Below are 26208 nucleotides of genomic sequence, written 5' to 3'. Positions count from 1 at the left end.
GAAACTTTCCTAACTCCGAGTGAATGTAAGGAACCCGGCGGATTCTCGTCAAGCAGGCAGGGAGGGCCGCAATCAAGCTGTGATGACGGGGGGGCGGGTAAACTTCTCGACGGACCTGCTAGGGTGATGGTTTGTCATAACAACCAGCGCAATGGCCCGGAGTATCCCATTACTAGCAACGATAATGGAGCGACGGCAACCCGTCAAATCGAGCTGGCCAAGGAGCAGGAGTATGTTTCCTGCCTTTACGCCCGGCTCGATCTGCTGCGCGAGCGCACCCAGCGACAGCTGGACGGCGTCCTCGCGCAGGGCGGAAGTGGCGGCACGCATCAGAACCGCTCCGAGCGCGACACCTTCGCGGGGATGTACGCCGAACGCCTGGGCCGCCTGTGGGCGGTCGAGAACGGTCTGTGCTTCGGCCGGCTCGACAACGCCGACGACACCTCACTCTACATAGGCCGGATCGGCATGGCCGACGACGACCAGCGCAGGATGCTGATCGACTGGCGGGCGCCGGTGGCACAGCCCTTCTACGGCGCCACCCCCGCGGCCTCGATGGGCGTCACCCGGCGCCGGCACCTGCAGACCAAGGGCCGCAAGGTGATCGGGGTCGACGACGACCTCCTGGATCTCGACAGCCTCACCGACGAGGACGTCGCCACCCTCAACGGGGAGGCCGCGCTGCTGGCGTCCCTGGGCGCCAAGCGCACCGGCCGGATGCGCGACATCGTGGCCACCATCCAGTCGGAGCAGGACCGCATCATCCGCTCCGACCTCAACGGGGTGCTGGTCGTGCAGGGCGGTCCCGGCACCGGGAAGACCGTGGTCGCGCTGCACCGCGCCGCCTACCTCCTCTACACCCACCGGGAGAAACTGGCCCGCAGGGGCGTGCTCATCCTCGGGCCGAACCTGACCTTCCTGCGCTACATCGAGCAGGTGCTGCCCTCCCTGGGCGAGACCGACGTGCTGCTGTCGACCGTCTCCGAGCTGTACCCGGGGGTCGTCCCCGGGCACAGGGAGCGTTCCGAGGTGGCCGCGATCAAGGGCGACGTCCGGATGGCCCAGGTCGTCGCGCGGGCCGTGCGCGAGCGGCAGCGGGTGCCGCGCAAGCCGATCGAGATCAAGCTCGACCGCTACACCCTCCGGCTGGAGGGCAACGTCCTGGAGGCCGCGCGCAGCCGGGCGGCCCGTTCCAAGAGGGCGCACAACGAGGCGCGTTCGATCTTCGTCCGCCACCTGCTCAACGCGCTCGCCCGGCAGGCCGCCAGGCAGCTCGGCAAGGGGATGATCGACGACGACGAGCTGGCCGACATCCGCGAGGACCTCCGCACCGAGCGGCCCGTCAAGGCGGCCCTGAACCGGCTCTGGCCCTACGTCACCCCGCAGCAGCTCCTGATCGGGCTGTTCACCTCCCGCGAGCGCCTCGACCACGCCGCCGCCGAGTTCGGCCAGGCCGAGCGCGAGCTGATGCTGCGCGAGCCGCCCCGCAAGGGGGAGAACTGGTGGGCCGAGTCCGACGTGCCGCTCCTGGACGAGGCCGCCGAGCTGCTCGGCGACATCGACCCCGCGGTGCTGCGGGCCGGAGCGTGGATGGCCGAGGAGGAGCAGGCGGCGCAGCGCGCCGCCGCGCTCGACGAGCGGCAGCACCAGCTCGCCTACGCCAAGGAGGTCCTGGAACTGACCGGCCTGTCCGACATCATGGACGCCGAGAGGTTCGCCGCCCGCCACCTCGGCGACGACGTCTTCCTGACCACCGCCGAGCGCGCGGCGGCCGACCGCACCTGGGCCTTCGGCCACGTCATCGTCGACGAGGCGCAGGAGCTGTCGCCGATGGACTGGCGGATGCTGATGCGCCGCTGCCCGACGCGGTCGATGACGATCGTCGGCGACCTGGCCCAGACCGGTTCGTCGGCCGGGGCGCGCTCCTGGGGCCGCGTCCTCGACCCGTACGTGGCGGGGCGCTGGCGTGAGGAGACCCTCAGCGTCAACTACCGCACCCCGGCCGAGCTGATGGCCGTGGCCGCCGACGTGCTCACCCTGGTCGACCCGGCGCTGACCGCCCCGGCCTCGGTCAGGGAGACGGGGGCGCACCCGTGGGCGGCCTCCCCGACGTCCTCCCTCGGCGAGATCGTCAAGGCCGAGGTCGTCGAGGGCGGGCGGCTCGTCGTGATCGTGCCAGAGTCGCGCGCCGAGGAGTTCGGGGAGATCGTGGTCCACTCCGTCGACGGCGCGGTGGCCGGGCCGGGAGCGGCGGCCCTGGACGCGCAGGTGGCGGTGCTGACCGTCGCCGAGGCCAAGGGGCTGGAGTTCGACGCGGTCGTCGTGGTCGAGCCGGCGCTGATCCTGGACGAGTCCCCGCGCGGGGCGAGCGATCTTTACGTGGCGTTGACCCGCGCCACCCGGCGACTTGGCGTCGTGCACGACGGCCCGCTTCCCGACGCGCTCGCTCGACTTGAGGGACATCGGATCACATGAGACCATTGACGGCTCTCGTCGATCATGTCCCAGCTGCGAAAACTTGATGTTTCCGCAGTTAGTGACACGGTTGACATCTGCGCTGGGCTCGGTAGTTTGCTGCCCAGTCCAGCACGGGACTGGCCGGTCGGCCGCCTTTCGACATCGCCGTCTCCTGCGCCCGTGACGGGGGGTAACCCCGTCCGTACAGCCAGGCGCAGGACCGGCAGTCCGTCGAGGCGGGGCACTCCTTCCGGGCGGGGGGTTGGACCCAGGAGGGGTCCGGGCACCCAGTAGACAACGGCAATCCGCGCTCGCCGCCGACGGGACGGAACCGGTCCGAAGGGTCGTCCGGGCCCTCTTCCCGCTCCCGTGCGAGCGCCGCAAGCGCCGGGGCGGTCCGGGGTGTCCTTCGACACCCCGGACCGCCCCGTTGCCGCGTCTAGGGGCGTTTGCGGTGGTTTTTGTCTGGTTTGAAGTGCTTTGGCGTTGCTTCTAGTTAATGTGTGATGGAGCTTTGGGGGCGTGCCCGCTGGGCGGTAGCGTTCCGGCTAGGAAGACCGGTCTGGAAGACCAGGCGTCACCCGCCCGCACGACATCGCAAGGAGCCCCGCCCGTGGTGCAGGACAGGACGGCCGCCCCGGTACCGGGGGGGTCCGCGACGGGCGATCCCACGGACGGCTCGGCGACCGGTTCCGTGGACGGTCCGGCGATCGCACCGCCGGCCGGTTCGGCGGACGGCTCGCCCGGTGGTCCCGCGGGTGGTTCGCCCGGTGCGAAGACCCCGTTCCCTCTCGCGCGCCTGGCGTCGCCCGCCCGCGTCGCGGGCGCGGTGGCCGGCGGCCTGCTGATGTTCCTCGCCTTCCCGCCGATCGGGCTCTGGTTCCTCGCGCCGCTCGGCATGGCCTCGGCGATCCTGGCGGTGCGCGGCACCCGCCCGCGCCGGGGCACGTGGCTCGGCCTCCTCACCGGCCTCGCCCTGCTGCTGCCCGGCCTGCACTGGGTGAGCCCGATCGGCACCGACGCCTGGCTGGGCCTGGTCGCCATGGAGAGCGCCTTCTACGCCCTCTGGGGGACGGCGGTCGCCACGGTGACCCGGTTGCGCCTGTGGTCGTTGTGGAGCGCCGCGCTCTGGGTGGCGGCCGAGTGGGCGCGAGGGCAGTTCCCCTTCGGCGGATTCCCCTGGGCGCGGGTGGCCTTCAGCCAGGGCGAGTCGATCTTCACTCCGTACGCGGCGCTCGGCGGGGCGCCGCTGGTGAGCTTCGCGGTGGCCCTGTGCGGCGGCCTGCTCGCCCTGGCGGTCCTGCGTGCGTTCCCGGCTCCGGCGCCCGCCTCGCCCCCGGCCGGGGTTTCGGCTTCGGCGGGCTCTCCGGCCGGGCCTGCGGTTCCGCCCGCGTCCGCTGGTCCCCGCCTCGCTCCGGGCTCGCGCTGGGGGCGGGCGCTGGCCCTGCCGCTCGCCGGGGCGCTGGTCGTGCCGGTCGCGGCCCTCGCCGTTCCCCGGTACGGCGACGAGGGCAGGAACGTGACCGTCGGTGTCATCCAGGGCAACGTCCCCGGCCGGGGCATGCACCCGCTGGGCGACGAGCCCGCCGTGGTCCTCGGCAACCACACCCGGATGCTCCACCAGATGGCGCGGGACGTCAGGGAGGGCAGGACGCCCCGCCCCGACCTGGTCGTGCTGCCGGAGAACTCCACCGACATCGACCCGCTGCGCAACGAGTTCGCCCGGAACGAGATCGACGCGGCGGTCAAGGACGTCGGGGTGCCCGTCCTGGTCGGCGCCGTGGTCGGGATCGGGGAGAACAACCGGGCGACCCGCAGCATCGTCTGGGACCCGGTCACCGGCCCCGGCGCCCACTACGACAAGCAGCAGCTGGTGCCCTTCGGGGAGTTCACCCCGCTCCAGGGTCTCGTGCTGGCCCTGTTCGAGCGGGCCTCCCTGGTCGGCAAGCAGTCGGTGCCGGGCACCCGCGACGGCGATCTCAGGCTGGGCCCGGTGACCGTCGGCGCCATCAACTGCTACGAGGTGGCCTTCGACGGCATCGTGGGCGACACCGCCAGGACGGGTGCCACGCCGCTGGTGGTGCAGACCAACAACGCCACCTACGCCCTGACCAACCTGCCGCCGCAGCAGCTCGCCATGTCCCAGTTGCGGGCCGTGGAGCACAATCGAGCGGTGATCACTTCCGCGATTACGGGTATATCGGCATATGTGACCCCGAGCGGCTCGATCGCTTGGCGTACCGGTGAGCTGGTGCCCGCCATGAACGTCCTGACCGTTCCGGTCAGGACGGCGCAAACCATCGCCACACGCGTGGGCGCGCTGCCCGAGTGGGCCTTGATACTTGTGGGTGCGGGTGCGGTGGCAGCCGCCTGGCGGCGCCGGACGCCCGTCGCGGGGCACTCCGCGAACCGGGAGGACGATCAGCAGGTGGGAGACGCGTGATGGAGCGGATGCTTGGTCGGGTGCTCGTCATCGTCCCGACGTACGACGAGCGGGAGAACCTGCCGCTGATCACCCGGCGGCTGCGTGAGGCCGTGCCCGACGCCCACCTCCTGATCGCGGACGACGACAGCCCCGACGGCACGGGGGCGGTCGCGGACAAGCTGGCGGCCGACGACGACCACGTCCACGTGCTGCACCGGCCGGGAGGCAAGCAGGGCCTGGGCGCCGCCTACATCGCGGGCTTCCGCTGGGGTCTGGAGGAGGGCTTCGAGGTCCTCGTGGAGATAGACGCCGACGGTTCCCACCAGCCCGAGGAGCTGCCCAAGCTGCTGGACGCGCTGGCCGAGGGGGCCGACCTGGCGATCGGCTCCCGGTGGGTGCCCGGCGGCAAGGTTGTCAACTGGCCGGCCTCGCGGGAGTTCCTGTCGCGCGGCGCCAACGTCTACACCCGGCTCGTGCTCGGCCTCCCGGTCCGCGACGCCACGGCGGGCTTTCGCGCCTACCGGGCCTCCGCCCTGGAGAAGGTCAGCCTGGACGACGTCGAGTCGCGGGGCTACTGCTTCCAGGTGGACCTGACCCTGCGCACCGCCCGCGGCGGGATGCGCGTCACCGAGGTGCCCATCACCTTCGTGGAGCGCACCGTCGGGGCCAGCAAGATGAGCCGCGGCATCGTGGCCGAGGCCCTGTGGCGGGTCACCGTCTGGGGCGTCACCGGCCTGCCCGCGCGCCTGCGCCGCCGCCGAGGCCGCTGAGCCCCACAGAACCACACAGAACCGTACAGAACCGCACAGGGCCCCACGGCCTCGCGGTCGCGCCGTCCGGCTTCCGCGAGACCGGCGCCCCGAAACCCCCCGGAAGGCGTCATCCTGAGAGTCCGCTGAGAACGCCGTCCACGCTGAGCGAACGCGGAACGCGCCGCCGCTCCGGGACGTTGTCCATGTCGTACGGCTGTCGCGTGAGTTGAGGCGAAAATGCGCATTCTGCTGTTCCTGACCTTCCTCGTGGTGCCGGTCCTCGAGATATGGGTGCTCATCCAGGTCGGTCAGGTCATCGGCGGGTGGCCGACGGTGGCCATCCTGCTCGCCGACAGCCTGCTCGGCGCCTGGATCGTGCGCCGCGAGGGCCGCCGGGCCTGGCGCAACCTCCAGGGCGCGCTGCAGAGCGGCCGGATGCCCGACCGCGAGCTCGCCGACGGAGCGCTGATCCTCGTGGGCGGCACGCTGCTGCTCACCCCGGGCTTCCTCACGGACATCCTGGGCTTCGTGTGCCTGCTGCCGTTCACCCGGCCGATGGTCCGCAGGCTCGGATCCTGGTTCTTCGCCCGCCGCGTCCGCACCCTCGTCGCCAGGAACGCGGCGGGAGCCGGGCTCGGCTCGCCGTTCGGCGGCGCGGGCTCGCCCTTCGACGTGCTGCGCGACGCCGGGAGGCCCCCGGGCTCCGGGCCGGTCGTCCACGGCGAGGTCGTCCGTGACGAGCCGGGCGGCGCGGGAGCGCCGGGTGGCGCGGGAGGTGCCGGGGGCTCCGGCCGGGGCCTCACCGATCGCTGAGCGCGGCCAGGCGGCGCAGCGAGAGCCGGAACAGGGCGGCGTTCAGCGGCTTGATCACCCGCCAGCCGAGCCGCCCGGCCGCGCCGAACGGCACGTCGAGCTCCTCCTCCCAGACGATCGTGCTGCCGCCGCCCTCGCGGGGCAGCACGCGGAAGACCCCGGTGCCGCGCACCAGCCGCCCGGTGTGCCGGACCCCCACGCTCCTCGGCGGGTCCCAGTCGGTGATCTCCATGGTGTCGAGGAACCCGGCCGGTCCCACGCCGGTGAAGGCCGCCAGGCGGCTCCCGGCGCTGTGGCCGTCCCCGGCGGTGACGCGCGCCCGGGTCAGCACCATCCACTCGTCGTGCCTGGGCCAGTCGGTCAGCACGGAGAACACCTGTTCCGGCCGGGCGTGCGCGTCCACCGAGACGCTGATGTGGGAACGGGTCATTCCCGGATCCTTCCCCCGTGACCGGTGACCGACCCCCGGGCCTCGCGGCGCCCGTGAGATCCTGCCGTGGACGTTGACAGAAAAATCCTATTTTCCTACCTTTTTGGTTGGATATAGTGTGACCCGGAACCACGAGGGTGCGACGGCGTGACACGCGCCGCGGGAAGCCCCGGACGGTCCGTGATCGCGAGGACGGGGAGAGGGGCGGGTTCACAGATGACCGCGTTCGCGCAGGGATCCGGGCTGATCGAGGTCAGGCCGGTCGGCTGGGACGACACGGCGGCCGTGGCGCTCCGGGGGGCCATGACGGAGGAGATGGACGCCCGCTACGCCGACCTGCTCGCCGTCGTCGGCCTCGTGCCCAGCGGCATGAACGTCGAGGCGGAGACCGTCGCCTACACCGGGGTCGCCTACGCGGCGGAGGGCGTCGCGGTCGGGCACGTGGCGCTGCGCAGGCTCGGCGAGGACGTGGAGCTCAAGCGGATGTTCGTGAGCCCGTCCCACCGGGGCACCCGCGTGGCGCGGGCCCTGCTGGCCGCGGCCGAGGACGCGGCCCGCGCGCTGGGCGCGCCCCGGGTCGTCCTGCAGACCGGCCCCCGCCAGCCGGACGCGGTGAGGCTGTACGAGCGGGAGGGCTACACCCCCATCCCCGTCTTCCCTCCCTACGACCGGCTCCCGGGCTCCCTCTGCTTCGAGAAGCGCCTCTGACCGGAGATCTCCGGTCGCCGGGGGTCTGACCTCACCGGTCCCCGAACACGGGTTCGCCGGCCCGGCCGAGGAGACGGCCGGACCGGCGAGGTGCTCGCGGGCGTCTAGGACGCCGCGTGCTCCGGGCTGTCGACGTAGATCCGACCGAAGTCGATCGCCGGGGTGAATCCGGCGAAGTTACGCTGGACCTCGGCCCTCTCCGCCGCGTTCGGGTTCGGGTTGGTGCAGCTCGTGCCCGCGCTCGCGCCGGACATCAGGTCCGTGCACCGGCCGGTACGCCGGTCGGGCAGGCCCAGGATGTGGCCGATCTCGTGGGCGGCGATTCGCAGAGGGTTGTGACCCTCGGCGGTCGCCTGCCGCCCCATCCACACGGTTCCGCGACCCAGGCTGGTGGGCTGCGCACGGGGCCAGCCGTTGTCGGCGAGCACCACGAAGTCCGCGGGGCTGCCGGCCACCAGTCGTACGTTCGAGACGCTGGAGTTCCAGATCTGGGCCGCCTGGTCCACGGCGGATCGGAACTCGGCGGCCCTGCTCGCGTCGTACCTGAGCACGCGAACCGCTGCCGTACGGGCGTCCGCCGCGTGGGCGGGCGCTGCCTGGGCGGGGGTGACCGTCACCAGGAAGGCCAGCCCCAGGATGAGGGCGACGCCGAAGCGAATGATTCTTGACATTTCTAGCGGGCCTCCTCGGCCATCGGGGGGTTGCTCACGGGGAGCAGCTGGTGAGGAGGTGAGATCAGCCGGTGACGAGCGTCAGCCCGTACGCCGAGAGGATCTCGTTGACCGGCTGGTGGTAGGTGGTGCCGCCGACGCTGCAGTTGCCGGAACCGCCGGAGGTGACACCCTGGGCCTGGCTGCCGGAGATGAACGAGCCGCCGGAGTCGCCGGGCTGGGCGCACGCGCTGGTGCGGGTCAGGCCGCTCACCGTGCCCTGCGGGTAGGTCACGCTGGCGTTGTGCTGCTGGATGGTGCCGCAGCGCCAGCCGGTGGTGGAGCCGGAGCGGCAGATCGAGGAGCCGACCGAGGCCTGGGTGGAGCCGCGGACGGTGACGTTGGCGCCGCCGGAGCCACGGACGTAGGGGGTCATGGTGTGGCCGGGGGTGGAGACCCAGGCGTAGTCGTTGCCGGGGAACGACGAGCCGTAGAAGGAGCCGGAGGGGCTGCTGGTGGTGGCGCCGGCCCTGCCGCAGTGACCGGCGGTCACGAAGCCCGGGGCGGTGCCCCGGCGCGCGGAGAAGCCGATGCTGCAGCGGCTGCTGCCGATGTAGAAGGCGTTGCCGCCGATGATGTTGATGAAGGCCTGGGGCTTCTCGGTGGAGAGCACCACCTTCACGACGCTCTTGTCGGCGCCCGCGGCGGCGGCGAGGGCCTCGCCCGCGGCCTGGTCGCCGGTGAGGATCACGACGCTGTTGGTCGTGACGTCGACGTACCAGAGGGACGCGCCGGCCTTCGCCTCCGCCGACGCCCCGTCGAGCTTGGCCTTGACGGCCTCGAGGTTGGCGAGGGAACGGCCGACGATCACGGGCTGCGCGCCCTTGGCCCTGATGGCGCTCGCGTCGGCGGCGTCGGTGGTCGCCACGGAGAGCTGGGAGGCGTCTGCGTTGAGCCAGGCGCCGGCGTACTCGGCGCCGAGCTCCTGGGTCAGGGCGGCCTCGGAGGCGGCCGCGCGGTGCTCGTTGGCCAGGCGCTGGACGGCCTGCTCGGCGGTGAGGCCGAGGTCGCGCTGGAGGGCGTCCAGCATGGCTGCCGGAGGCTGGGGGGCAGGGGGGGCGGATGCTGCGACGGCGGGCGCCACGGTGGCGACCAGGTACAGAGCCACGGTAGCGGCTCCGGCCAGGAGGGTACCTCGACGTAACATAAACACTCCTTGTGAGGGGTGCTGTCAAGGTATTGGTGCGAAGCCTGTGTAGGGATCTCCCAAAGAATCCCTATCGCGATGTTATGGGGACTTGATTGCTTTTTCGGACCTTCGGTGGAGCGGGGCGCGACGGCCGTGCGAGGAGCGTGGAGGCCCTCCCCCCGGGGCATCGATGTGACCGAAACGGCCAAGAAGCGTAGCCGAAACGATGGGCGGGCGATCAACGATCGCGTGCTTCCGCTACTCGCGCGGTCGGGGGGAACTCTGGAAGACTGGTCGCAGCACCTTCGGCGCGCGGATGCCGATTCCTGACAGCGATCAAACGGAGCAGTGTCGATGACTTGTTCTGGATATCCGGAACTCGCGGAGACGGGTCGCTGCGCCACACGTACGGCCGACCGGCGGGGAGGCGCCCTCGCGGCGTTCGCTCCGCGATCTCCCCGGACGCACTTCGCGCGGGCCGTCGTCCAGGCCGCTCACCGTCCGGCCGTCACGACCTCGATGTCACAGAAGGACACGCACCATGACTGACGAAGCCGCCGTCGCCGACGACATGAGCGAGGAGACGGCGACGCTGCCGCGTCGCAGTGACGCGCTCCGGTGCCCGCACACCGAGCACGACGAGCGCCGCTGCGTCCTGCCGCCCGACCACGAGCTGGACCACGTCTACCCCCACCAGAAGACCCCCGCCCTGTGCGCGGGGGAGTGACGGGCGGGTAACGGATCGTCGCAGGGCCGGCCGATACGGAACCGGCCCGCGTGTGCGGGTGGGCCTCCTTTTGAGCGCGGCCTCCGGAGGACAGGTCTCTCAGAGGGCGGGCCCTAAAAGGACGGGCCTTAAAAGACAGGCCCCCGAAAGGACGACAGGCCTTACAGAACGCCGATCGCCTCGGCGGCGGCCACGGCCGCGCGGACGGCCTGCGCCGGGTCGCCCTCGTGATAGCGCCGCTCGCTGGACTCGATGTTGTCGAGGAACTCCTGGTAGCGGAGGGCGTACGTGAGATGCTGCAGCGGTTCGGCCAGGATCAGCGCTCGGGCCGGGGCGCAGCCGGGGACGGCCGCCGCCCACGTCTCGCACCAGGCCTCCGCGGCCGCCTCCCAGCGGTCGGCGGGCAGGAAGTCGCGGGGCCGCAGCCCGTCGAGGGCGGGGTGACCGTAATGGCTGTCGGCGAGGTCCAGCACGACCGCGCCGCGCGGCCCCGACACCCAGTTGCCCGGGTGGAAGTCACCGTGCACCAGCGTGCACGGCAGGCCGCAGGACTCCAGCGCGGTGATCAGCGACGGCAGGCGACCGGACAGCCGGCGGGCCAGGCGCAGCTCCCCGGCGTCCAGGTCGGTGCCCGCCTCGCCGTCGAGCAGGCCGTCCACCAGGGCGGCCAGGGCCGGGGGCGTGCGGTCGACCAGCCCGTCGGGCCGCCCGCCGCCCCCGCGCCCGGCGAGGGCCGCCTGTGCCCTCGCCAGGCGGCTCACCGCCTCGGTGACGATCTCCCGCGGCGCCTCGCGGCAGTCGCCGCCGGGCACGTGCTCCAGCAGCACCCGCCGGTTCGGGGTGTCGGCCGCCACGACCGCGGGCACCAGGCCGGGATCCTCCGCCGCGAGCATCCCGATCGCGCGGGCCTCGTCGGCGGCGAAACCGGGAGTGATCTTCAGCCAGACCGGGCCCGAGCGCGTGGGGATGCGGAACAACCCCGCCAGGTTCCAGGTCCTCACCTGTCGCGCGGGCCCCGCGGCGGGCCTGCCCGCCTCGCGCAGCGCGGTCCGGGCCCAGCTCAGCGCCTCGCGCACCCCCGAGGACTTCGCCCACTCCGCCCGGTGCGCGACGGGGCCCGCCAGGTCTCCCGGGCCTGTGGGGCCTCCGGGGGCGGACGGTTGCCCGGCCGCGTCCGGATCGCCGGGCCGGAGGGAGGTCAGGCCGGTCGCGGGCCGGTCCAGGGCCTCGACGTGATAGGTCGTGTGGCCGTCACGGGGGCCGTGGCCGCCGTCCTCGGCGTCGACCAGGCGCAGCACCACCACGGGCGTGCCGAGCACACCCTCCAGGTGGGCCACGACCGATCCGACCTCGGCCCACCAGGGGTCGGCCACCGGGAACGGCCCGACCGTTCCGAGCCACTCGGTGCCCGCCGTCACGAGGGCGCTCACCGTGCGGCCCGATGCTTCGCTCACGGAGGCAGTGTGCCGTCGGGGAAGCCGCCGGTGCCACCCGTTTTCCGGCGGGGACCGGGACGGGCGAGGGCGAGATGGCGGAGGACGCCCGGTCAGTGCCCGCGGTCGTGGTCGTCGAACAGGGAGGGCTCGCGCCGCCGGACCGGCTGCGCGTGGGCCTCCATCGGCCCGGCGGGCTGGGGGGCCTCACCCGCGCGGTTGCGCTGCAGCTGGGACAGGAGATGCGCGTCCTCGCGCATCTCCTGCTCCGAGGGGGACAGGAAGATCGCCAGGAGCAGTCCGAGGGTGAGCAGGCTGATCCCGACCAGCAGGGGCAGCATGAAATCCATCCCCTGCGCCCCGCCCGTCGGCGCGGAGGCGTCGTGGGCGCCGACCTCGATGGCGAACATGCCGGTGTAGTGCATCCCGTTGACCGCGAGTCCCATCAGCAGGGCGGCGCCGGTGGTGGCGAGCGCCCCGCGCACGCGCGTGCTGAACCAGAGCGCCACCGTCGCCGCGACCACGGCGATGAGCAGCGACAACCCGACCAGAAGCGGGTCGTAGCTCACGTGCGCGGTCATGTTCATGGCCGCCATGCCCAGATAGTGCATCCCGGCCACGCCCAGGCCGGTCAGCAGCCCGCCGCCGACGAGCGCGCCGGTGTTGTTCTCCCTGCGCGAGACCAGGAAGAGGCCGGCGCCGACGACGGCGATCGCGAGCAGCGCGGACGCGACGGTCAGCGGGACGTTGTAGCGGATCGACGTCCCCGAGACGCCGAAGCCCATCATCGCGATGAAGTGCATCACCCAGATGCCGGTCCCGCCGATGGACAGGGCCGCGCCGCCGAGCCAGAGCGTGCGCGAGCCGCCCTCCGCCCCACGCGCCCGCGCGGTGAGGAGCAGCCCCAGCAGGGAGCCGATGCTCGACATGAGGTACGAGGCCGCCGGTGTGACGAGCCCGTAGGCGAAATGGTCGATGGTGGGCATGACGGGCTCCTGGCAGGTGGGCGGGAGATGGAACGTGCCAGGACGGGGTCAGGCCGGGCTGGCGGGCGGGGTCGGCGCTGGGGTGGCCCGTGTCGCGATCGGCCGGCCAGGCCAATCACTCCGAGGGGTGCTCACCTTACAGTTCTCCAGTTCGGAATGGCCATAATGGGATGATTAAGAATGCCTAAAACGATCACGCGGTGACTGTTCCGCTCACGTGACGTGAACATTCCAGGAGAGGAGGCGGGCCGATGATCAGGCTCGCCGGTCAAGAACGGAAGACGCCGCCTCCGGTATGGCCGGAGGATCACTACGAGGTCGTCTGCGAGCGTGATGAGCCGAACGGGAGCACCCGCGACCGCTACCACTTCCCGCAGTACGCGGTGCACTCGGCGCGTAATTTGGAGACGGCCGGGCTCGCCAGAAGGGTGCGCGTGGTCAGGCTGTCCGACGGGGTGGTGATCTACGACCGCGTCAACGGCGTCGACCTGCCCGCCGACGAGTGGTGATCCCGATCCCCGGGAGAGAGGGGAGGGGGCCGGGTCAACACCTCGGGCGAGGGTAGGGGTTCTGGAGGGCACCGGACGCGCCGCTCGTGTGCGCCGTCCGGTGAAGCCCGAGCTGTCGAGGAGTGGCCGTGGACGGATCCATGCCATCTGTACCGCGAACGGGTGGAAACCGTGAGAACGGCAGGAACGCCGGGGGCGCCACGGCGGGACCTTGCGAGGGACGCGCGAGAATGCTCGCGGGACTGGCCGAGGCCAGCCACATCAGCGCGGTGGAGCAGCTTCCGGCCCTCGCCGAGGAGCACGCCGCCCACGTCGGCATGTACGACGTGCTGATCTATTTGGCCGACCTGCAGCAGGAGGTGCTGCGCCCGCTGACCGGCCGTGGCGCCGGAGAGGAGACGGAGCGGGAGAAGGGCGAGCTGCGGATCGACGGGACGCTGGCGGGACGGGCCTTCCAGGAGGTGCGCGTCCTGTCCAGGCTCCCCTCGGGAGACGAGCCGGGCCGCTGGTGGGTGCCGCTGCTCGACGGCACCGAACGTCTCGGGGTGCTGCGCGTCAGCGTCGGGCCGGAGACGGACGAGGAACGGGCCCAGGAGGACATGAGGCATCTCGCGTCCATGATGGCGCTGCTGCTGGTGAGCAAGCGCTCCCAGAGCGACTCCTACGCCCGGCTGGTGCGGACCAGGCCGATGAACGTCGCCGCCGAGATGCAGTGGAACCTGCTGCCGTCACTCACCTTCGCCAACGAGGAGGTGGTGATCGGCGCCGCGCTCGAACCGGCCTACGAACTCGGCGGCGACGCCTTCGACTACGCGATGGCCGGAGAGTGCGTCCACCTGGCGGTCTTCGACGCGATGGGCCACGACGCGTCCGCGGGCCTGACCGCGAACCTCGCGGTGGCCGCCTGCCGCAACCACCGCCGCCAGGGGGCCGACCTCGTCGAGGTCAGCGAGGGGGTCGAGAGGGTGCTGATCAAGGAGTTCGGCCTGGGCAACCGCTTCGCCACGGCCGTCCTGGCCAACCTGGACACGCGCACCGGTGTGTTCACCTGGGTCAACCGCGGCCACCACCCCCCGGTGGTGATCAGGGGAGGGCGCTGGGTCGCCACCCTCCAGTGCCCGCCCGCGCACCCGATGGGTCTCGGTCTCGGGCTGCCCGTGCTTGAGTGCAGGGAGCAGCTGGAGCCCGGCGACCGGGTGCTCCTCTACACCGACGGCATGACCGAGGCCCGTAACCGGACGGGCCAGGAGTTCGGCCTGGAGCGCTTCGTCGACTTCATCATCCGCCGCAACGCCGACGGCCTTCCCGTGCCGGAGACCCTGCGCCGCCTGGTCCGCAGCGTGCTGGCGTATCACGACGGGAGCCTCCAGGACGACGCGACCGTCCTGCTGGTGGAGTGGCGCGGCGGCGCCCAGGGCCGGCTGCGCCTCTGAGCCGGAAGAAGCCGGAAGAAGCCGGAAGAAGCAGGAAGAAGCAGGAAGAAGCCGGGCTCAGGGGGCGAGGAGCCCGGGAGAGTAGGGGCTCTCGCCGTCCCGGATCGCCGAGAGCATCCGGGCCCCGTACGCCCGCACGGCCTCGTGCAGGCCGTGGCCGAAACTCACGCGGGCCACCCCGAGGGCCGCCAGCTCGGCGAGCGACGGCGTGCCGGGGTGGAACAGGATGTTGATCGGCCCGTCGACACCCTCGGCCAGCGCGCGGACGGCCTCCGCCTCGGACGCGAGGATCGGGTAGACGCAGTCGGCACCCGCCTCCAGATAACGGCGGCCCCGCCGTACCGCTTCGGCCAGCCGCTCCTCGGCGGTCCCCGTCCCGTGGATGTAGGTGTCGACCCGGGCGTTGATCACCAGGTCCACGCCCGCGCCGGTCGCGGCGGCCCTGACGGCGCCGAGGAAGGCGGCCTGCTCGTCGATGCCGGCCATCGCGCCGGTACGGGGGTCGGAGTCCTCCAGGTTGCAGCCGGACGCCCCGGCGGCGACGAGCCGCTCGACCAGCTCCGCGGCCTCCAGCCCGTAGCCGCGCTCCATGTCGGCGGTGACGGGCAGGGCGACCGAGCGGCTGATCCTGGCGATCGCGGCCAGCATCTCCTCGACGGGCGTGTCCTCGCCGTCGTCGTACCCGAGCACGGAGGCGATCGCGGCGCTGCCGGTGGCGATCACCGGGAAACCCGCCGCCTCGACGGCGCGGGCCGAGGCGGCGTCCCAGACGTTGGGCACCACCAGCGGACGGCCGGGTACGTGCAGCGCCCGCAGTGCCGAGGCCTTCCCCTGAGCCGTCGCCGACGCGGTCCTGCCGCTTTCCTCGCTGGTCGAAGTGGTCATGAGAGCACCCTAGAGGGAAAGCGGATCGACCTTAAGGACCAATTCCACGCCAATCAATTGAGCCACTTCTCCCTCGCTCGCGGCCGGGACGACCTCGCTGGGCCGAAGGAGGGGAGACCGCAGGCGGGAAGGCGGGGAAAGGGGGATCTTGGAGGCGGGGGCGGAAAGTCCCGGAAGAGGGAAGGCGGAGACCCCCGGCCCTTGTGTGGGGCCGGGGGTCTCCGAACTCTCCGAATCGGTCAGGCGCTCTTGCGGCGCTGGGCGCGTAGAATCGCCAGGCGCTCGTTGAGCACCTCCTCCAGGTCCTCGATCGTGCGGCGCTCCAGCAGCATGTCCCAGTGCGTTCGCGGGGGCTTGGCCTTCTTGGCCTCCGGCAGCTCGCCGTCCACCCGGAGGGCGGTCGCGCCGCACATGCGGCACTCCCAGGTCGCCGGGATCTCGGCTTCAGCGGCAAGCGGAACGTCGAATCGATGGCCCTTCGGGCAGGTGTAGGACACCTCCTGGCGCGGGGCCAGATCGGTGTTGCGGTCGTTCTCGTAGCTGGTCGCCCCGAGTCTGGTGCCGCGTAGCGCACGCTCGCCCATGTCTGAATGCCTCCTGAGGGCCCCGTCGTGAGGGGTTCGTCTCCCACGGCGTACAACGCTTGGTACCGTGTGTGGATTCCCACAGACAGGGTGATCCAATCGCACGTTCTTGACCCGGTCTGCGAAGGGCCCTTTTTTCGGGGGTTTCTCAGATGCGTTCCGGCACCTGATTCCCGGCCGCTCTGATGGCCTTGGGCAGGTCGATGAGGGCGAGCAGCACGAAACCGAGCACGAAGAAGATCACCAAAGAGATGATTCCCAGACGATAGCTGTCGGTCAGCTGGAGCGCCAGGCCGAGGGTGAACGAGCCGAGGAACGTCGAGCCCTTGTCGCTGATCTCGTACAGGCTGTAGTACTCCGCCTCCTTGCCCTTCGGGATCACGTGGGAGAACAGCGACCGCGACAGGGCCTGCGTCCCGCCCATCACGATCGCGATGGCGAACGCCAGCGCGAAGAAGGGCAGGGCCGCGCCCTTGGGCAAAAAGTAGGCCACGGCCACCACGGCGATCCAGGCGATCAGCGCGACCATCACGACCCGCTTGGCCCCGTACGAGGCGGCGAGCCGGCCGAGCAGCAGGGCCCCGAAGAAGGCCACGAACTGCACCATCAGGATCGCCTGGATCCGTACGTCCTGGGTCAGCCCGAGCTCCTTGTCGGCGTAGGTGGCCGAGAAGGAGATGACGGTCTGCACGCCGTCGTTGTAGATGAGATAGGCGACCAGGAAGCCCAGGGTCAGCGGGTAGCGCCGCAGCTCCCTGATCGTGCGGCCCAGCTGGCGGAAGCTGCCGGTCACGGCCTGGGCGGTCGTCTCGGCGCCGGGGGTGAGCGCCCGCCGGTTGCGCAGCCGCAGCAGCGGGATGATCGTGAACCCGCCCCACCACAGGCCCGCGGACGCCAGTGCGATGCGCACGGCCTCGCCCTCGGTGACGCCGAAGGACTCGTGGTAGAGGAAGAGCACCAAGTGGAGGGCGAGCAGCAGGCCGCCGCCGAGATAGCCGAAGCCCCATCCCCTGGCGGAGACCTTGTCGCGCTCGTCCGCCGTGGAGATCTCCGGCAGGAACGAGTTGTAGATCACGAACGCGGCGGCGAAGGCGACGCTGGACACCAGGAACAGCACGCCGCCCAGCAGGTAGCGCCCGTCGGCGACGAACCAGAAGCAGACGGTGGCACCCGCGCCGATGTAGGCGAAGAGGCCGAGAAGCTCCTTCTTGCGGCCGGTGTGGTCGGCCAGCGCGCCCACCAGGGGCATCAGGACGATCTGCAGGATGGCCGCGAAGCCCACCACGAAGGAGTAGTAGGCGCTGGGCCGCACGTCGAACCCGAGCACGTCCACGTACGGGCGTCCCTGGGCGGCGGTCTCCGCGATCGTCGTCAGGTACGGGCCGAGGAAGACCGTCAGGATGGTGGTCGGGAAGGCGGAGTTCGCCCAGTCGTAGAAGTACCAGCCGCGCTGCTCGCGGCGTCGGGACTGGGGGGAGTCCTCGACGACCTGTTCGGAGGTCATGGGCGGTCCTCGGTTCGTGGGGGCGGGGGGTGGAGGGGGCGGAGTTCGCGCGCGGGCGGTTCAGGTGGCGGGCGCGGGGCGTCGCGGGGACATGGTTCGTGCGGTGGGCACGGCGGGCCCCGCGGTCCCGCCGAACACGGTTCCGGTCCCGGTGGGTACGGTTCCGGGCATGGGCCGTCGCGGGGGCTCGGTTCGCGGGCGGGTGCGGCCGGTGTGGCGGGTGCGGTTCATGCGGCGAGACGACCCGGGTACCACTGGCCGCGGGATTCCAGCACGTCGCGCAGCCCCGAGATGTTGTCGGTCATCAGGCCGTCCACGCCGAGGTCGAGCAGGCGTTCCATCACCTCGGTGTTGTTGACGGTCCACACGTGGATCTGCATGCCGAGCGCGTGCGCCGTGCGGATCAGCGCGGGCGTGGTGATCCGCAGGCCGCGGAAGCCGACCGGCACCTGCGCGCACGGCACCCCGGCGCGGGCCAGGCGGGCGAGCAGGCGGCCGTACCCGGAGGTGGTGGCGGCGGCGCGCAGGGTCGCCACGCCGCGCGGCCCGAGCGAGGAGCACACCTCGTGGCCGACCGCGGCGCGGGCCCTGGCGAGCCGCTCCTCGGAGAAGGAGGTCAGGCAGATCCGGTCGTGGGCGGCGGTCCGGCCGATCGCCCGGGCGAGCGGCGCGATGGCCGCCGACTCCTTGACGTCGATGTTGAAGCGCGCCTCGGGCCACGAGCCCAGCAGGTCCTCCATCAGCGGGATCTCGTCCACCCCGCCGATCCGTGCCTCGCGCACCAGCCGGTACGGCAGCTCGGCGATCCGGCCCCGGCGGTCGGTCACCCGGTCCAGGGTGTGGTCGTGGAAGGCCAGCAGCACCCCGTCGGCGGTGGCGTGCGCGTCGGTCTCCAGGTAGGTGTAACCGAGCTCGACGGCCCGCTCGAAGGCGGAGAAGGTGTTCTCCCTGCCCTCGGCGGCACCACCCCTGTGGGCGAAGGGCAGGGGGCCGGGGTGGTCGAGGAAGGCGTAACGGCGTCGCACGTGCAGGAGTATGCCCCCTGCGGGCGGGGCGCGTCATCGCGGGCAGGTGAACGTTTGGATCACAAGCCACCGGACGGGGGTGAGGCGGCGGTGGCACGCGCGAGGTCACTGTGACTCATATCACCTCGCCCGTCACCCGTCGCCACTCCCGTCCGGTTCGCCGGTGTCCGCGGAGCCGGGGTCGCCGGAGGCTCCGGTGACGGCCCGGCACCGCCGGACCTGGGGCAGGGCTTTGCCCTGACCTGCCCATCGACGTGGATGATGGGAAATACCTGGTTGTCCACGGCGGACCTCGCCGTTCCACCCGGTTGCGGTTTCCGGGCGCGCGGCGACGTCACGGCCGAGGTCCGTGAGAACGGAGGCCCGCATGAGCACGGGGAGCATTCCCGGACGCCTGGCGCACACGAGCGGTTTCCTCGACGAACGCCTCGGCGCGGCGAAATTCCTCAAACGGAACATGCGGAAGATCTTTCCCGACCACTGGACGTTCCTGCTGGGCGAGGTCGCGCTCTACTCGTTCGTCATCCTGCTGCTGACCGGCACGTTCCTGACCTTCTTCTTCAATCCCAGCATGGAGGAGGTCCCCTACGGCGGTCCCTATTCGCCTCTCAAGGGCGTCATGATGTCCCAGGCGTACGCCTCGTCGCTGGACATCAACTTCGACGTGCGCGGCGGCCTGCTGATGCGGCAGATGCACCACTGGGCCGCCCTGCTGTTCATCGGCGGCATGATGATCCACATGCTCCGGGTGTTCTTCAACGGCGCGTACCGCAAGCCGCGCGAGCTCAACTGGGTGATCGGCGTGCTGCTGCTCATGCTGGCGCTGGCCGAGGGCCTGACCGGCTACTCCCTGCCCGACGACCTGCTCTCCGGCGCGGGTCTGCGGATCACCGCGAGCGTGTTGCTCTCGCTGCCGCTGGTCGGCACCTGGCTCTCCTTCCTCCTGGTGGGCGGCGAGTATCCGGGCGAGGACATCATCCCGAGGTTCTACTCGATGCACATCCTGCTCATCCCGGGCATCCTGCTGGCGCTCATCACCGCCCACCTGATCCTGACGTGGGTGCTGAAGCACACGCAGATGCCGGGCAAGGGGCGCACCAACGACAACGTGGTGGGCGCGCCGACCTATCCCTCCTTCATGTTCAAGTCGGGCGCCTACTTCATGTTCACCTTCGGCGTCGTCGCGCTGCTGGGCACCTTCGCCCAGATCAACCCGATCTGGCTGTACGGTCCCTACACCCCGGCCGACATCTCGGCGGGCACCCAGCCCGACTTCTACCTGGCGTTCCTGGACGGCGCGCTGCGCCTGATGCCCTCCTGGGAGATCAATTTCCTGGGTTACACGCTGCCGATGAGCGTGCTGGTCCCGGCGCTGGCCCCGATGGGGATCATCCTGACGGGCCTGCTCCTGTATCCGTTCGCCGAGCGGTGGGTCACCGGCGACCGCCGCGAGCACAACATCGTGGACCGTCCCCGCAACAACCCGCACCGCACCGCGATCGGCCTGGCGGCGATCACGTTCTACGGCATCCTGTGGCTGATGGCCTCCAACGACGTGCTCGCCGCGTTCTTCCACCTCTCGCTGAACGCGATGACCTACACCGGCCGAGTCCTGATCTTCGTCGGCCCGGTCCTGGCGTACTTCATCACCTACCGGATCTGCCTGGGCCTGCAGCGCCGCGACGCCGCCGCCCTCGGCCACGGCGTGGAGACCGGTGTGATCAAGCGCAGGCCCACCGGGGAGTACATCGAGGTCCACGTCCCGCCCCTGGAGTCCATCGAGGCCCAGGTGCGGGGCAAGGAGCCGGTCCCGGTCCTTGAGGGGGCGGCGGGGGACGGCGGCGGGGAGGGCGCCTCGCCGCACGACGGCAAGCACCACCCGCTCCGCGCGCTCCGCGCCAAGATGAGCAGGGCGTACGGCGGCGAGAAGGTCCCGCTCGGCGGCGACCAGGACCACGACGGCCACGGCGCCCACGACGGTCACGAAGACCGCGAGGGGCGCGACCGCGCGGCCGTCGGCCCGGGAACGAGCGAGAACAGGCCGCGACGAGGGACGTGACCGCGCGGCCGTCGGCCGGGGAAGGGGCGAGAACGGGCCGCGGTGACCGGCCGGGCCGTCACTCCTCGGACGGCGCCTTGCCCGACCACTCCTGGCGGCGGGCCTCCGCCACCGCGATGGCCGCCGCCACCGCGACGTTGAACGAGCCGACCCGGCCGACCTGCGGGATGTAGCAGACGCCGTCGGCGGCCTCCAGCAGCGCGGGGGAGCACCCGTGGTCCTCGCCGCCCACCACCAGGCACACGTCCCCGCCCAGCTTGGCCTCGAACAGGGGCACCGCGTCGCCGGTCAGCTCCACCGCGATCACCGCGAACCCGTCCTCCTTGGCCGCCCTCACGGCCTCCAGGACGGGGACCGGCTCCTCCCAGGCCACCAGCCTGTCGGTGCCCAGCGCGGTCTTCTGCGCCTTGGGGTTGGTCGGCGGGGTGGCGTTGCCCGCCAGCCAGATCCGCTCCACGCCGAAGGCGGCGGCCGTGCGGAAGATGGAACCGATGTTGAACGGGCCGGTCACCGACTCCAGGATCAGAGCCAGCCGCCCCTCGGTGTTCCTCCGCCAGGTGCGGTTGAGGCGCTTGACATCGGTCGGACGCAGCTGCCTGCGCGGGTTCGCCGTCATCGGTCGTTCACCGTTCCTCGTCGTCCTTCGTTCGTTCCGCGGTCGTCCCGCGTGTCTCGCGGTGGCCCATGTCCGGCCCGCCACCGTGCCGCCGATCATGCCCGCCCGCCCGTGCCCGCCGCGCCGGGGTGCTCACCGCGAGGAGCCGGCCTCCGGGCGCGCCTCCACCCGGAGGACCCGGTACGAGGAACGGGAGGCCACGCGCTCGGTGGGCCAGCCCCGCTCGTTCAGCCAGCGTTGCAGGGAGTCGGAGCCCAGGTGCTTCTGGACCACCAGGTGGGCGACGCCGTCCGGGGTGAGGCGCGACAGCCAGCGGGTCAGCATCTCGTGCATCGCGGCCTTGCCGATGCGGATCGCCGGGTTGGACCAGATGGCGGAGAAGCGCACCTCCGCCGGGACCTCGTCGACATGCATCGACCTTACTTTGTCAAGGGAGGCGGCCCTGGCGTTTCTCGCGCACAGCTCGACCGACCTGCGGTTGACGTCCACCGCCCAGACCGTCGCCTCCGGGGCACGCGAGGCCATCGTCAGCGCGATCGGCCCGTAGCCGCAGCCCAGGTCGAGCAGGTCGCCGTCCGGTGGCGGAGGGGGAACGCTCTCCAGCAGGATCCGGGTGCCCTGGTCGACGCGCTCGGCGGAGAACACCCCGCTGTCGGTCTCCAGCTTCAGATGGAGGTCGGGGAGCACGAGCGTGACCGAGCCGGGACGGCCCGCGGTCTCGGGGCGCTCCTCGAAGTAATGTGCCACGTCGTAGAACGTTACCAACGGCCGGGACCGGCTCAGGGCAGCCGCGACGCCGGCGGCGGGACCGCCCGCGCGCCCCGTCCCGTCTCCGGAGGGCGGGAGCGGTGGCGGACCCCCGCTCGCGTGCCCTCTCGCCTCCGGAGGGTGAGCGCATCTGCGCCTGTCTCGCCTCCGGAGGGTGAGCGTCGTCCGCACGCCCGTCCCGCCCCCGCCGGGTGGGCGTCAGGGGATCCGCGACCCCAGCAGCAGGGCCGCCCCGGCGGTCACCAGCCCGGCCAGGATCGCCGCCACCACGAACCACTGGGTGATCTCCTGGTTGACCGTCCGGTAGCCCAGCGAGGTGCCGATCTGCTCGTACACCTCCCGCAGCTGGCTGCCCGACTCCGCCTCGTAGGCCCGGCCGCCCGTGCCGTCCGACAGGGTCTGCAGGGTGGCCTTGTTCACCGGCACGTTCACGTCGCGGCCGTCGATCGAGACCGTCCCCTCCTGGGTGCCGTAGGCGATCGTGGAGACCGGCACGCGCGAGTTCATCGCCGTCTCGATCGCCTCCGCCACCGAGCGGCCCGAGGTGTTGTCACCGTCGGACAGCAGCACGATCGCGGCCGGGGGCGGGTCGGTCACCGCCTGCTGGTCGAAGGAGCGCAGCGACTCCAGGGAGCTGAACACCGCCTCGCCGATCGCGGTGCCCGCCCGGGTGCTGAGGTTGCCGAGGGAGGTGCCGACCGCCTGGTGGTCGGTGGTGGGCGAGACCACGACCGAGGCGGAACGGGCGAAGGCGACCAGCCCCACGTTGAAACGTTCCGGCAGGTCCGCGACGAACTTCTGGGCGGCCTCCTTGGCCGCGGTGATCCGGTTCGGCTGGACGTCGTCGGCCTCCATCGACAGCGAGACGTCCAGCGCGATGATGATCGTCGCGCGGTCGCGGGGAATGCGGACCGAGTCGGCGGGACGGGCCGCGCCCACGATCAGCAGGCTCATCATGACGAGGAACAGCAGCGGGGCCACGTGCCGCCGCCAGCCGGGCCCCGCGGGGGCCACCAGCGCCAGCAGGGGCAGGTTGGTGAAGCGCAGCGCGTAGCGGCGCCGGGCGAACTGGGCGGCCACGTAGCCCGCCACGAGCAGCGCCAGCGCGGCGAACAGCCACAGCCAGCCCGGAGAGAGGAAGGTCACCGTGTCGCTCCCGACCTCGGGGTCCGATGGGTCAGGTGTGCCATGCGCCGCTGCCGCAGCACGAACTGGGCGATGTCGAACACCCAGTCGCGGTCGGTACGCAGCACCAGGTGGGCCACCCCGCAGCGGCGCAACGCCACCTGGTTGGCCATCCGCTGCGCGGCGGCGGCCTCCGCGTACGCCTGGCGGACCCTGGGCGTGAGCTGGATCTCGCGGTTTCGTCCCGTCTCCGGGTCGGTCATGCTGACCAGCCCCACCGGCGGCAGCTCCAGCTCGCGGGGGTCGATCACCTCGACGGCCAGCACCTGGTGGTGGGCGGCCAGCCGCCGGATCGGCCGCTCCCAGGGCAGCTCCAGACTGGGATCGAGGGTGGGCTCGGAGTCGAGGAAGTCGGAGACGATCACTCGCAGGCCGCGCCGCCGCCGGGCCGAGGCCAGGATCTCGATCGCCTCCGCCAGGTCGGGGGCACCGGCGACGGGACGGCCCCTGGGGGCGTCCATCAGCGAGTGCAGCAGGCCGTACAGCGCCGGGCGGCCGCTTCTGGCGGGCATCCGGTGGACGTACTCGTCGTGCAGGACGTACGTGCCGAAGCGGTTGCCGATCCGGCCCGACAGGAAGCCGATCGCCCCGATGGCGGCCACGACCAGATCCCGCTTCTCCATGTTGACGGTGCCGAAGTCCATGCTGGGCGACAGGTCCGCCAGAGCCCAGGTCTCCAGCTCCCGGTCGGAGATCAGGTCGCGCACGTGCGGGACGGTCGTGCGGGCGGTCACCGCCCAGTCCATCCGCCGGATGTCGTCCTCGCCGGGCACGTAGACCCGGCTGTCGCCGAACTCGCTCCCCGGGCCGGGAAGGAGCCCCTGGTACGCGCCCTGCAGCAGCCCGTCCAGGCGCCGGACGATCGTGAGCTCCAGCCGCCGCAACGCCTGCTCGGCCGTGCTCAGGTCAAGATCGCCGCTGCCTTCGAGGCCGGTCACCGGGGGCCCTGGTTCCAGACGACCAGCGGGGGCGGTACCGCCGCGAGGATCTGGCGGACCACGTCCTCGGGGTCGATCCCGTCGGCCAGGGCGTCGAAGGTGAGCATCAGCCGGTGGGACATCACGTCCACCGCCACGTCGCGCACGTCGTCGGGGAGCAGGTAGTCGCGGCCGCGCAGCAGCGCCAGGCCGCGTCCCGCGGCGACCAGGCCGAGGGTGGCCCGGGGGCTGACGCCGATCTCGATGTTCTCCTGCAGCTCGGCCAGACCGTAGTCGGCGGGGGAGCGGGTGGCCATCACGAGCCTGACCACGTAGTCGGCGACGAGCTGGTGGACCGAGACCTGGTCGGCAATGGACTGCAGCGCGGCCAGCCGCGCGGGGTCGAGCACCCGCCTGGGGGTCGGCGGGGTCACGCTCATCCGGTGCAGGATCTCCAGCTCCTCGTGGGCGCTGGGATGGGTGACGCGGACCTTGAACAGGAACCGGTCGCGCTGGACCTCGGGGAGGGGATAGACGCCCTCCGACTCGATCGGGTTCTGGGTGGCCAGCACGATGAACGGTTTCGGCAGCGGGTGGGTCTCCCCGGCCAGGGTCACCTGCCGCTCGGCCATGACCTCCAGCAGCGCCGACTGCACCTTGGCCGGGGCCCGGTTGATCTCGTCGGCGAGCAGGAAGTTGACGAACACCGGGCCGAGCTCGACGTCGAAGGCCTCACGCGAGGGGTGGTAGACCCGGGTGCCCACGATGTCGCTCGGGACCAGGTCGGGGGTGAACTGGATGCGGGCGAACTCCCCGCCGACCACCGTGGCCAGGGTCGAGGCGGCCAGGGTCTTGGCCACCCCCGGCACGCCCTCCAGCAGGCAGTGGCCCCGGGCGAGGAGTGCCACGAGCAACCGCTCCACCATGTGCTCCTGCCCGACGATGACCCGCCGGACCTCGGCCAGGGCGTCGCGCAGCAATCCGGTGTCGGTCTCGCTCGGCAGTTCTTCGGCGACGGTCATGTCGGTATTCCATCAAATGAAGTGGCGGCTCGCACGACGGGCCCGCTCCGTATTTCCTGACAGTGCCCACCTGGGCCCACCGCAGGCCTGTCGCAGGCCCGCCGGGGCCCCACCTCTGGCCCACCTCGGGTCCGTCGCACGCCCTTCGCAGGCCCGCCTCGGGTCCGCCGCAGGCCGGTCTTGGGCCCGCCGGGGCCCACCGCGGGGCCCACGGCCGGCCTGCCGCGGGCCTGCCGCGGGCCTGCCGCGGTCCGCCGGAGGGCCGCCGGTCCGCCGCGTGCCGGGCGCGGGCCCGCCGGGTACCCGACCCCGGTCACCCGCGGGGCGCGGTGTGATCGGCCCGGTGTGCTTTCATGTCAGACGTGGCCACTCCACTCCAGTACGGTGACCCGCCCCAGCTGGGGCCCTTCGTCGTGCAGGCCCGCCTGCGCGTGGGACCCGCCGGGCTGGTCTACCTCGGGCTGGCGCCCGACGGGCGGGCCGTCTCGGTGGCGGTGCTGACCAGGGGGGCGGCGCTCGACCCCGCGGCCCGCGACCGCTTCGTCACCGGGGTCCGCGACGCGACGGCCAGCCGCTCCGGCGTACGGGGCTGGATGGCCTGGGCGACGCGTGCGCGCACCGCCGTGGCCGATACGGTCCCGCAGGTGCTGGCCATGGACGGCGGGAGCGCCCCGTGGGTGGCCACCCCGTACGAGCCCGACAGGGCCGGGGCGGAGCGGTTCCTCGAACCGGTGCTGGTCAGCGGCACGCTGATCGGCGAGCAGCACGGCCCCGACTTCGCGCCGCACTGGGTGGGCGACCGCTCGCCCGCGCTGCCCGCGCCGCCCAAGGGCGCGCCGCCGCCGACCGAGACCCGCCGGTCCGTGATCATCGCCGGGGTCGTGCTGACCGTGCTGCTCGTGCTGCTGGCCGTGATGGTCTGGCTCCTGCTGCGCAAGGAGGACGATTTCGAGCCGTCGCCGAGGCCGCTGCCGCCCACGGTGTTCGTCCCGACCCCGCCGCCGGTCCCGGCGACACCCGAGCCGGGCCAGCCCACCCCGTCGCCGTCGCCGAGCCAGAGCGGGACCGGCACGCCGGGCCCGGAGGAGGGCGACGAGAACGAGGGCGAGCCCATCTAAGGGCGCCCGCGAC

Annotated in this window: 23 protein-coding genes and 1 pseudogene; 10 read left to right on the top strand and 14 right to left on the bottom strand. The window is 71.9% G+C overall.

The features are described 5' to 3' along the window. Nucleotides 1-126: 126 nt before the first annotated feature. The 4 genes from ACSDR0_RS07450 to ACSDR0_RS07435 all read left to right on the top strand — a co-directional run bounded on the left by ACSDR0_RS07450 (nt 127) and on the right by ACSDR0_RS07435 (nt 6447). A complete protein-coding gene (locus ACSDR0_RS07450; RefSeq protein ID WP_435288135.1) occupies nt 127-2475 on the top strand; it encodes a HelD family protein in 2349 nt (782 codons plus the stop codon). A 595-nt stretch (nt 2476-3070) separates the two neighbouring features. Further along, complete coding sequence (gene lnt / locus ACSDR0_RS07445) at nt 3071-4900, top strand: apolipoprotein N-acyltransferase (protein ID WP_435288000.1); 1830 nt, start codon at nt 3071-3073, stop codon at nt 4898-4900. Further along, the gene (locus tag ACSDR0_RS07440) at nt 4900-5652 is read left to right on the top strand and encodes a polyprenol monophosphomannose synthase (RefSeq protein WP_435287999.1); all 753 of its coding nucleotides are present in this window, start codon (nt 4900-4902) and stop codon (nt 5650-5652) included. The genes lnt and ACSDR0_RS07440 overlap by 1 nt, the downstream gene beginning before the upstream one ends. A 219-nt stretch (nt 5653-5871) precedes the next feature. Further along, nucleotides 5872-6447 carry an FxsA family protein gene (locus ACSDR0_RS07435; RefSeq protein ID WP_435287998.1) on the top strand — a complete coding sequence of 192 codons (576 nt, stop codon included), beginning with the start codon at nt 5872-5874 and terminating at the stop codon, nt 6445-6447. Here ACSDR0_RS07435 and ACSDR0_RS07430 read toward each other — a convergent pair. Further along, the gene (locus tag ACSDR0_RS07430; protein ID WP_435287997.1) at nt 6434-6877 is read right to left on the bottom strand and encodes an SRPBCC family protein; all 444 of its coding nucleotides are present in this window, start codon (nt 6875-6877) and stop codon (nt 6434-6436) included. The two genes, ACSDR0_RS07435 and ACSDR0_RS07430, sit on opposite strands and share 14 nt — an antisense overlap. Before the next feature lie 216 nt (nt 6878-7093). Here ACSDR0_RS07430 and ACSDR0_RS07425 point away from each other — a divergent pair, with 216 nt between their 5' ends. After that, nucleotides 7094-7585 (top strand): GNAT family N-acetyltransferase, encoded by a 492-nt coding sequence (locus ACSDR0_RS07425; protein ID WP_435287996.1) that lies wholly within the window; start codon nt 7094-7096, stop codon nt 7583-7585. A 104-nt stretch (nt 7586-7689) separates the two neighbouring features. Here ACSDR0_RS07425 and ACSDR0_RS07420 read toward each other — a convergent pair whose 3' ends face one another. Further along, nucleotides 7690-8256, bottom strand: coding sequence for a snapalysin family zinc-dependent metalloprotease (locus ACSDR0_RS07420; RefSeq protein WP_435287995.1), 567 nt, complete (start codon nt 8254-8256; stop codon nt 7690-7692). Nucleotides 8257-8320: 64 nt separating this feature from the next. Next, nucleotides 8321-9442 (bottom strand): S1 family peptidase, encoded by a 1122-nt coding sequence (locus ACSDR0_RS07415; protein ID WP_435287994.1) that lies wholly within the window; start codon nt 9440-9442, stop codon nt 8321-8323. A 523-nt stretch (nt 9443-9965) separates the two neighbouring features. Between ACSDR0_RS07415 and ACSDR0_RS07410 the strand changes: the two genes are divergently transcribed. Then, on the top strand, nt 9966-10151 hold the full coding sequence (locus tag ACSDR0_RS07410; protein ID WP_435287993.1) for a hypothetical protein: 186 nt from the start codon (nt 9966-9968) through the stop codon (nt 10149-10151). A 161-nt stretch (nt 10152-10312) separates the two neighbouring features. On the opposite strand, the gene ACSDR0_RS07405 is transcribed toward ACSDR0_RS07410, so the two are convergent. Both ACSDR0_RS07405 and ACSDR0_RS07400 read right to left on the bottom strand, forming a co-directional pair. Continuing rightward, on the bottom strand, nt 10313-11605 hold the full coding sequence (locus ACSDR0_RS07405; RefSeq protein ID WP_435287992.1) for a phosphotransferase family protein: 1293 nt from the start codon (nt 11603-11605) through the stop codon (nt 10313-10315). Between the two features lie 92 nt (nt 11606-11697). Continuing rightward, a complete protein-coding gene (locus ACSDR0_RS07400; RefSeq protein ID WP_435287991.1) occupies nt 11698-12570 on the bottom strand; it encodes an MHYT domain-containing protein in 873 nt (290 codons plus the stop codon). Nucleotides 12571-12821: 251 nt separating this feature from the next. Between ACSDR0_RS07400 and ACSDR0_RS07395 the strand changes: the two genes are divergently transcribed. Next, complete coding sequence (locus ACSDR0_RS07395; RefSeq protein WP_435287990.1) at nt 12822-13079, top strand: hypothetical protein; 258 nt, start codon at nt 12822-12824, stop codon at nt 13077-13079. 230 nt (nt 13080-13309) lie between these two features. Next, on the top strand, nt 13310-14512 hold the full coding sequence (locus ACSDR0_RS07390; protein WP_435287989.1) for a PP2C family protein-serine/threonine phosphatase: 1203 nt from the start codon (nt 13310-13312) through the stop codon (nt 14510-14512). Between the two features lie 57 nt (nt 14513-14569). On the opposite strand, the gene ACSDR0_RS07385 is transcribed toward ACSDR0_RS07390, so the two are convergent. From ACSDR0_RS07385 to ACSDR0_RS07370, 4 genes and pseudogenes are all read right to left on the bottom strand, one after another. Then, entirely contained in the window at nt 14570-15397 is an 828-nt protein-coding gene (locus ACSDR0_RS07385; protein ID WP_435287988.1) for an isocitrate lyase/PEP mutase family protein, read from the bottom strand. 239 nt (nt 15398-15636) lie between these two features. Then, nucleotides 15637-15981 (bottom strand): RNA polymerase-binding protein RbpA, encoded by a 345-nt coding sequence (locus tag ACSDR0_RS07380; protein ID WP_089205581.1) that lies wholly within the window; start codon nt 15979-15981, stop codon nt 15637-15639. A 148-nt stretch (nt 15982-16129) separates the two neighbouring features. Beyond that, a pseudogene (locus tag ACSDR0_RS07375) lies at nt 16130-17506 on the bottom strand (MFS transporter); the annotation flags it as partial. A gap of 206 nt (nt 17507-17712) precedes the next feature. Then, nucleotides 17713-18510 (bottom strand): glycerophosphodiester phosphodiesterase, encoded by a 798-nt coding sequence (locus ACSDR0_RS07370; protein WP_435287987.1) that lies wholly within the window; start codon nt 18508-18510, stop codon nt 17713-17715. Between the two features lie 367 nt (nt 18511-18877). Here ACSDR0_RS07370 and qcrB point away from each other — a divergent pair, with 367 nt between their 5' ends. Beyond that, nucleotides 18878-20569, top strand: coding sequence for a cytochrome bc1 complex cytochrome b subunit (gene qcrB, locus ACSDR0_RS07365; RefSeq protein ID WP_435287986.1), 1692 nt, complete (start codon nt 18878-18880; stop codon nt 20567-20569). A 58-nt stretch (nt 20570-20627) separates the two neighbouring features. On the opposite strand, the gene ACSDR0_RS07360 is transcribed toward qcrB, so the two are convergent. The 5 genes from ACSDR0_RS07360 to ACSDR0_RS07340 all read right to left on the bottom strand — a co-directional run bounded on the left by ACSDR0_RS07360 (nt 20628) and on the right by ACSDR0_RS07340 (nt 25077). Further along, complete coding sequence (locus tag ACSDR0_RS07360) at nt 20628-21185, bottom strand: TrmH family RNA methyltransferase (RefSeq protein WP_435287985.1); 558 nt, start codon at nt 21183-21185, stop codon at nt 20628-20630. A gap of 132 nt (nt 21186-21317) precedes the next feature. Next, entirely contained in the window at nt 21318-21932 is a 615-nt protein-coding gene (locus ACSDR0_RS07355; RefSeq protein ID WP_435287984.1) for a class I SAM-dependent methyltransferase, read from the bottom strand. 219 nt (nt 21933-22151) lie between these two features. Continuing rightward, nucleotides 22152-23099, bottom strand: a complete 948-nt coding sequence (locus tag ACSDR0_RS07350) for a VWA domain-containing protein (protein ID WP_435287983.1) — start codon at nt 23097-23099, stop codon at nt 22152-22154. Further along, entirely contained in the window at nt 23096-24076 is a 981-nt protein-coding gene (locus ACSDR0_RS07345; RefSeq protein ID WP_435287982.1) for a DUF58 domain-containing protein, read from the bottom strand. Before ACSDR0_RS07345 ends, ACSDR0_RS07350 begins: the two co-directional genes overlap by 4 nt. Then, a complete protein-coding gene (locus tag ACSDR0_RS07340) occupies nt 24073-25077 on the bottom strand; it encodes an AAA family ATPase (protein ID WP_435287981.1) in 1005 nt (334 codons plus the stop codon). The genes ACSDR0_RS07345 and ACSDR0_RS07340 overlap by 4 nt, the downstream gene beginning before the upstream one ends. 353 nt (nt 25078-25430) lie before the next feature. Between ACSDR0_RS07340 and ACSDR0_RS07335 the strand changes: the two genes are divergently transcribed. Next, the gene (locus tag ACSDR0_RS07335; RefSeq protein WP_435287980.1) at nt 25431-26195 is read left to right on the top strand and encodes a hypothetical protein; all 765 of its coding nucleotides are present in this window, start codon (nt 25431-25433) and stop codon (nt 26193-26195) included. Nucleotides 26196-26208 lie beyond the last annotated feature (13 nt).

The organism is Streptosporangium sp. G11 (genome assembly GCF_051192615.1).
Taxonomy (GTDB): domain Bacteria; phylum Actinomycetota; class Actinomycetes; order Streptosporangiales; family Streptosporangiaceae; genus Streptosporangium.
This window is presented reverse-complemented; position numbering and strand designations above follow the sequence as displayed.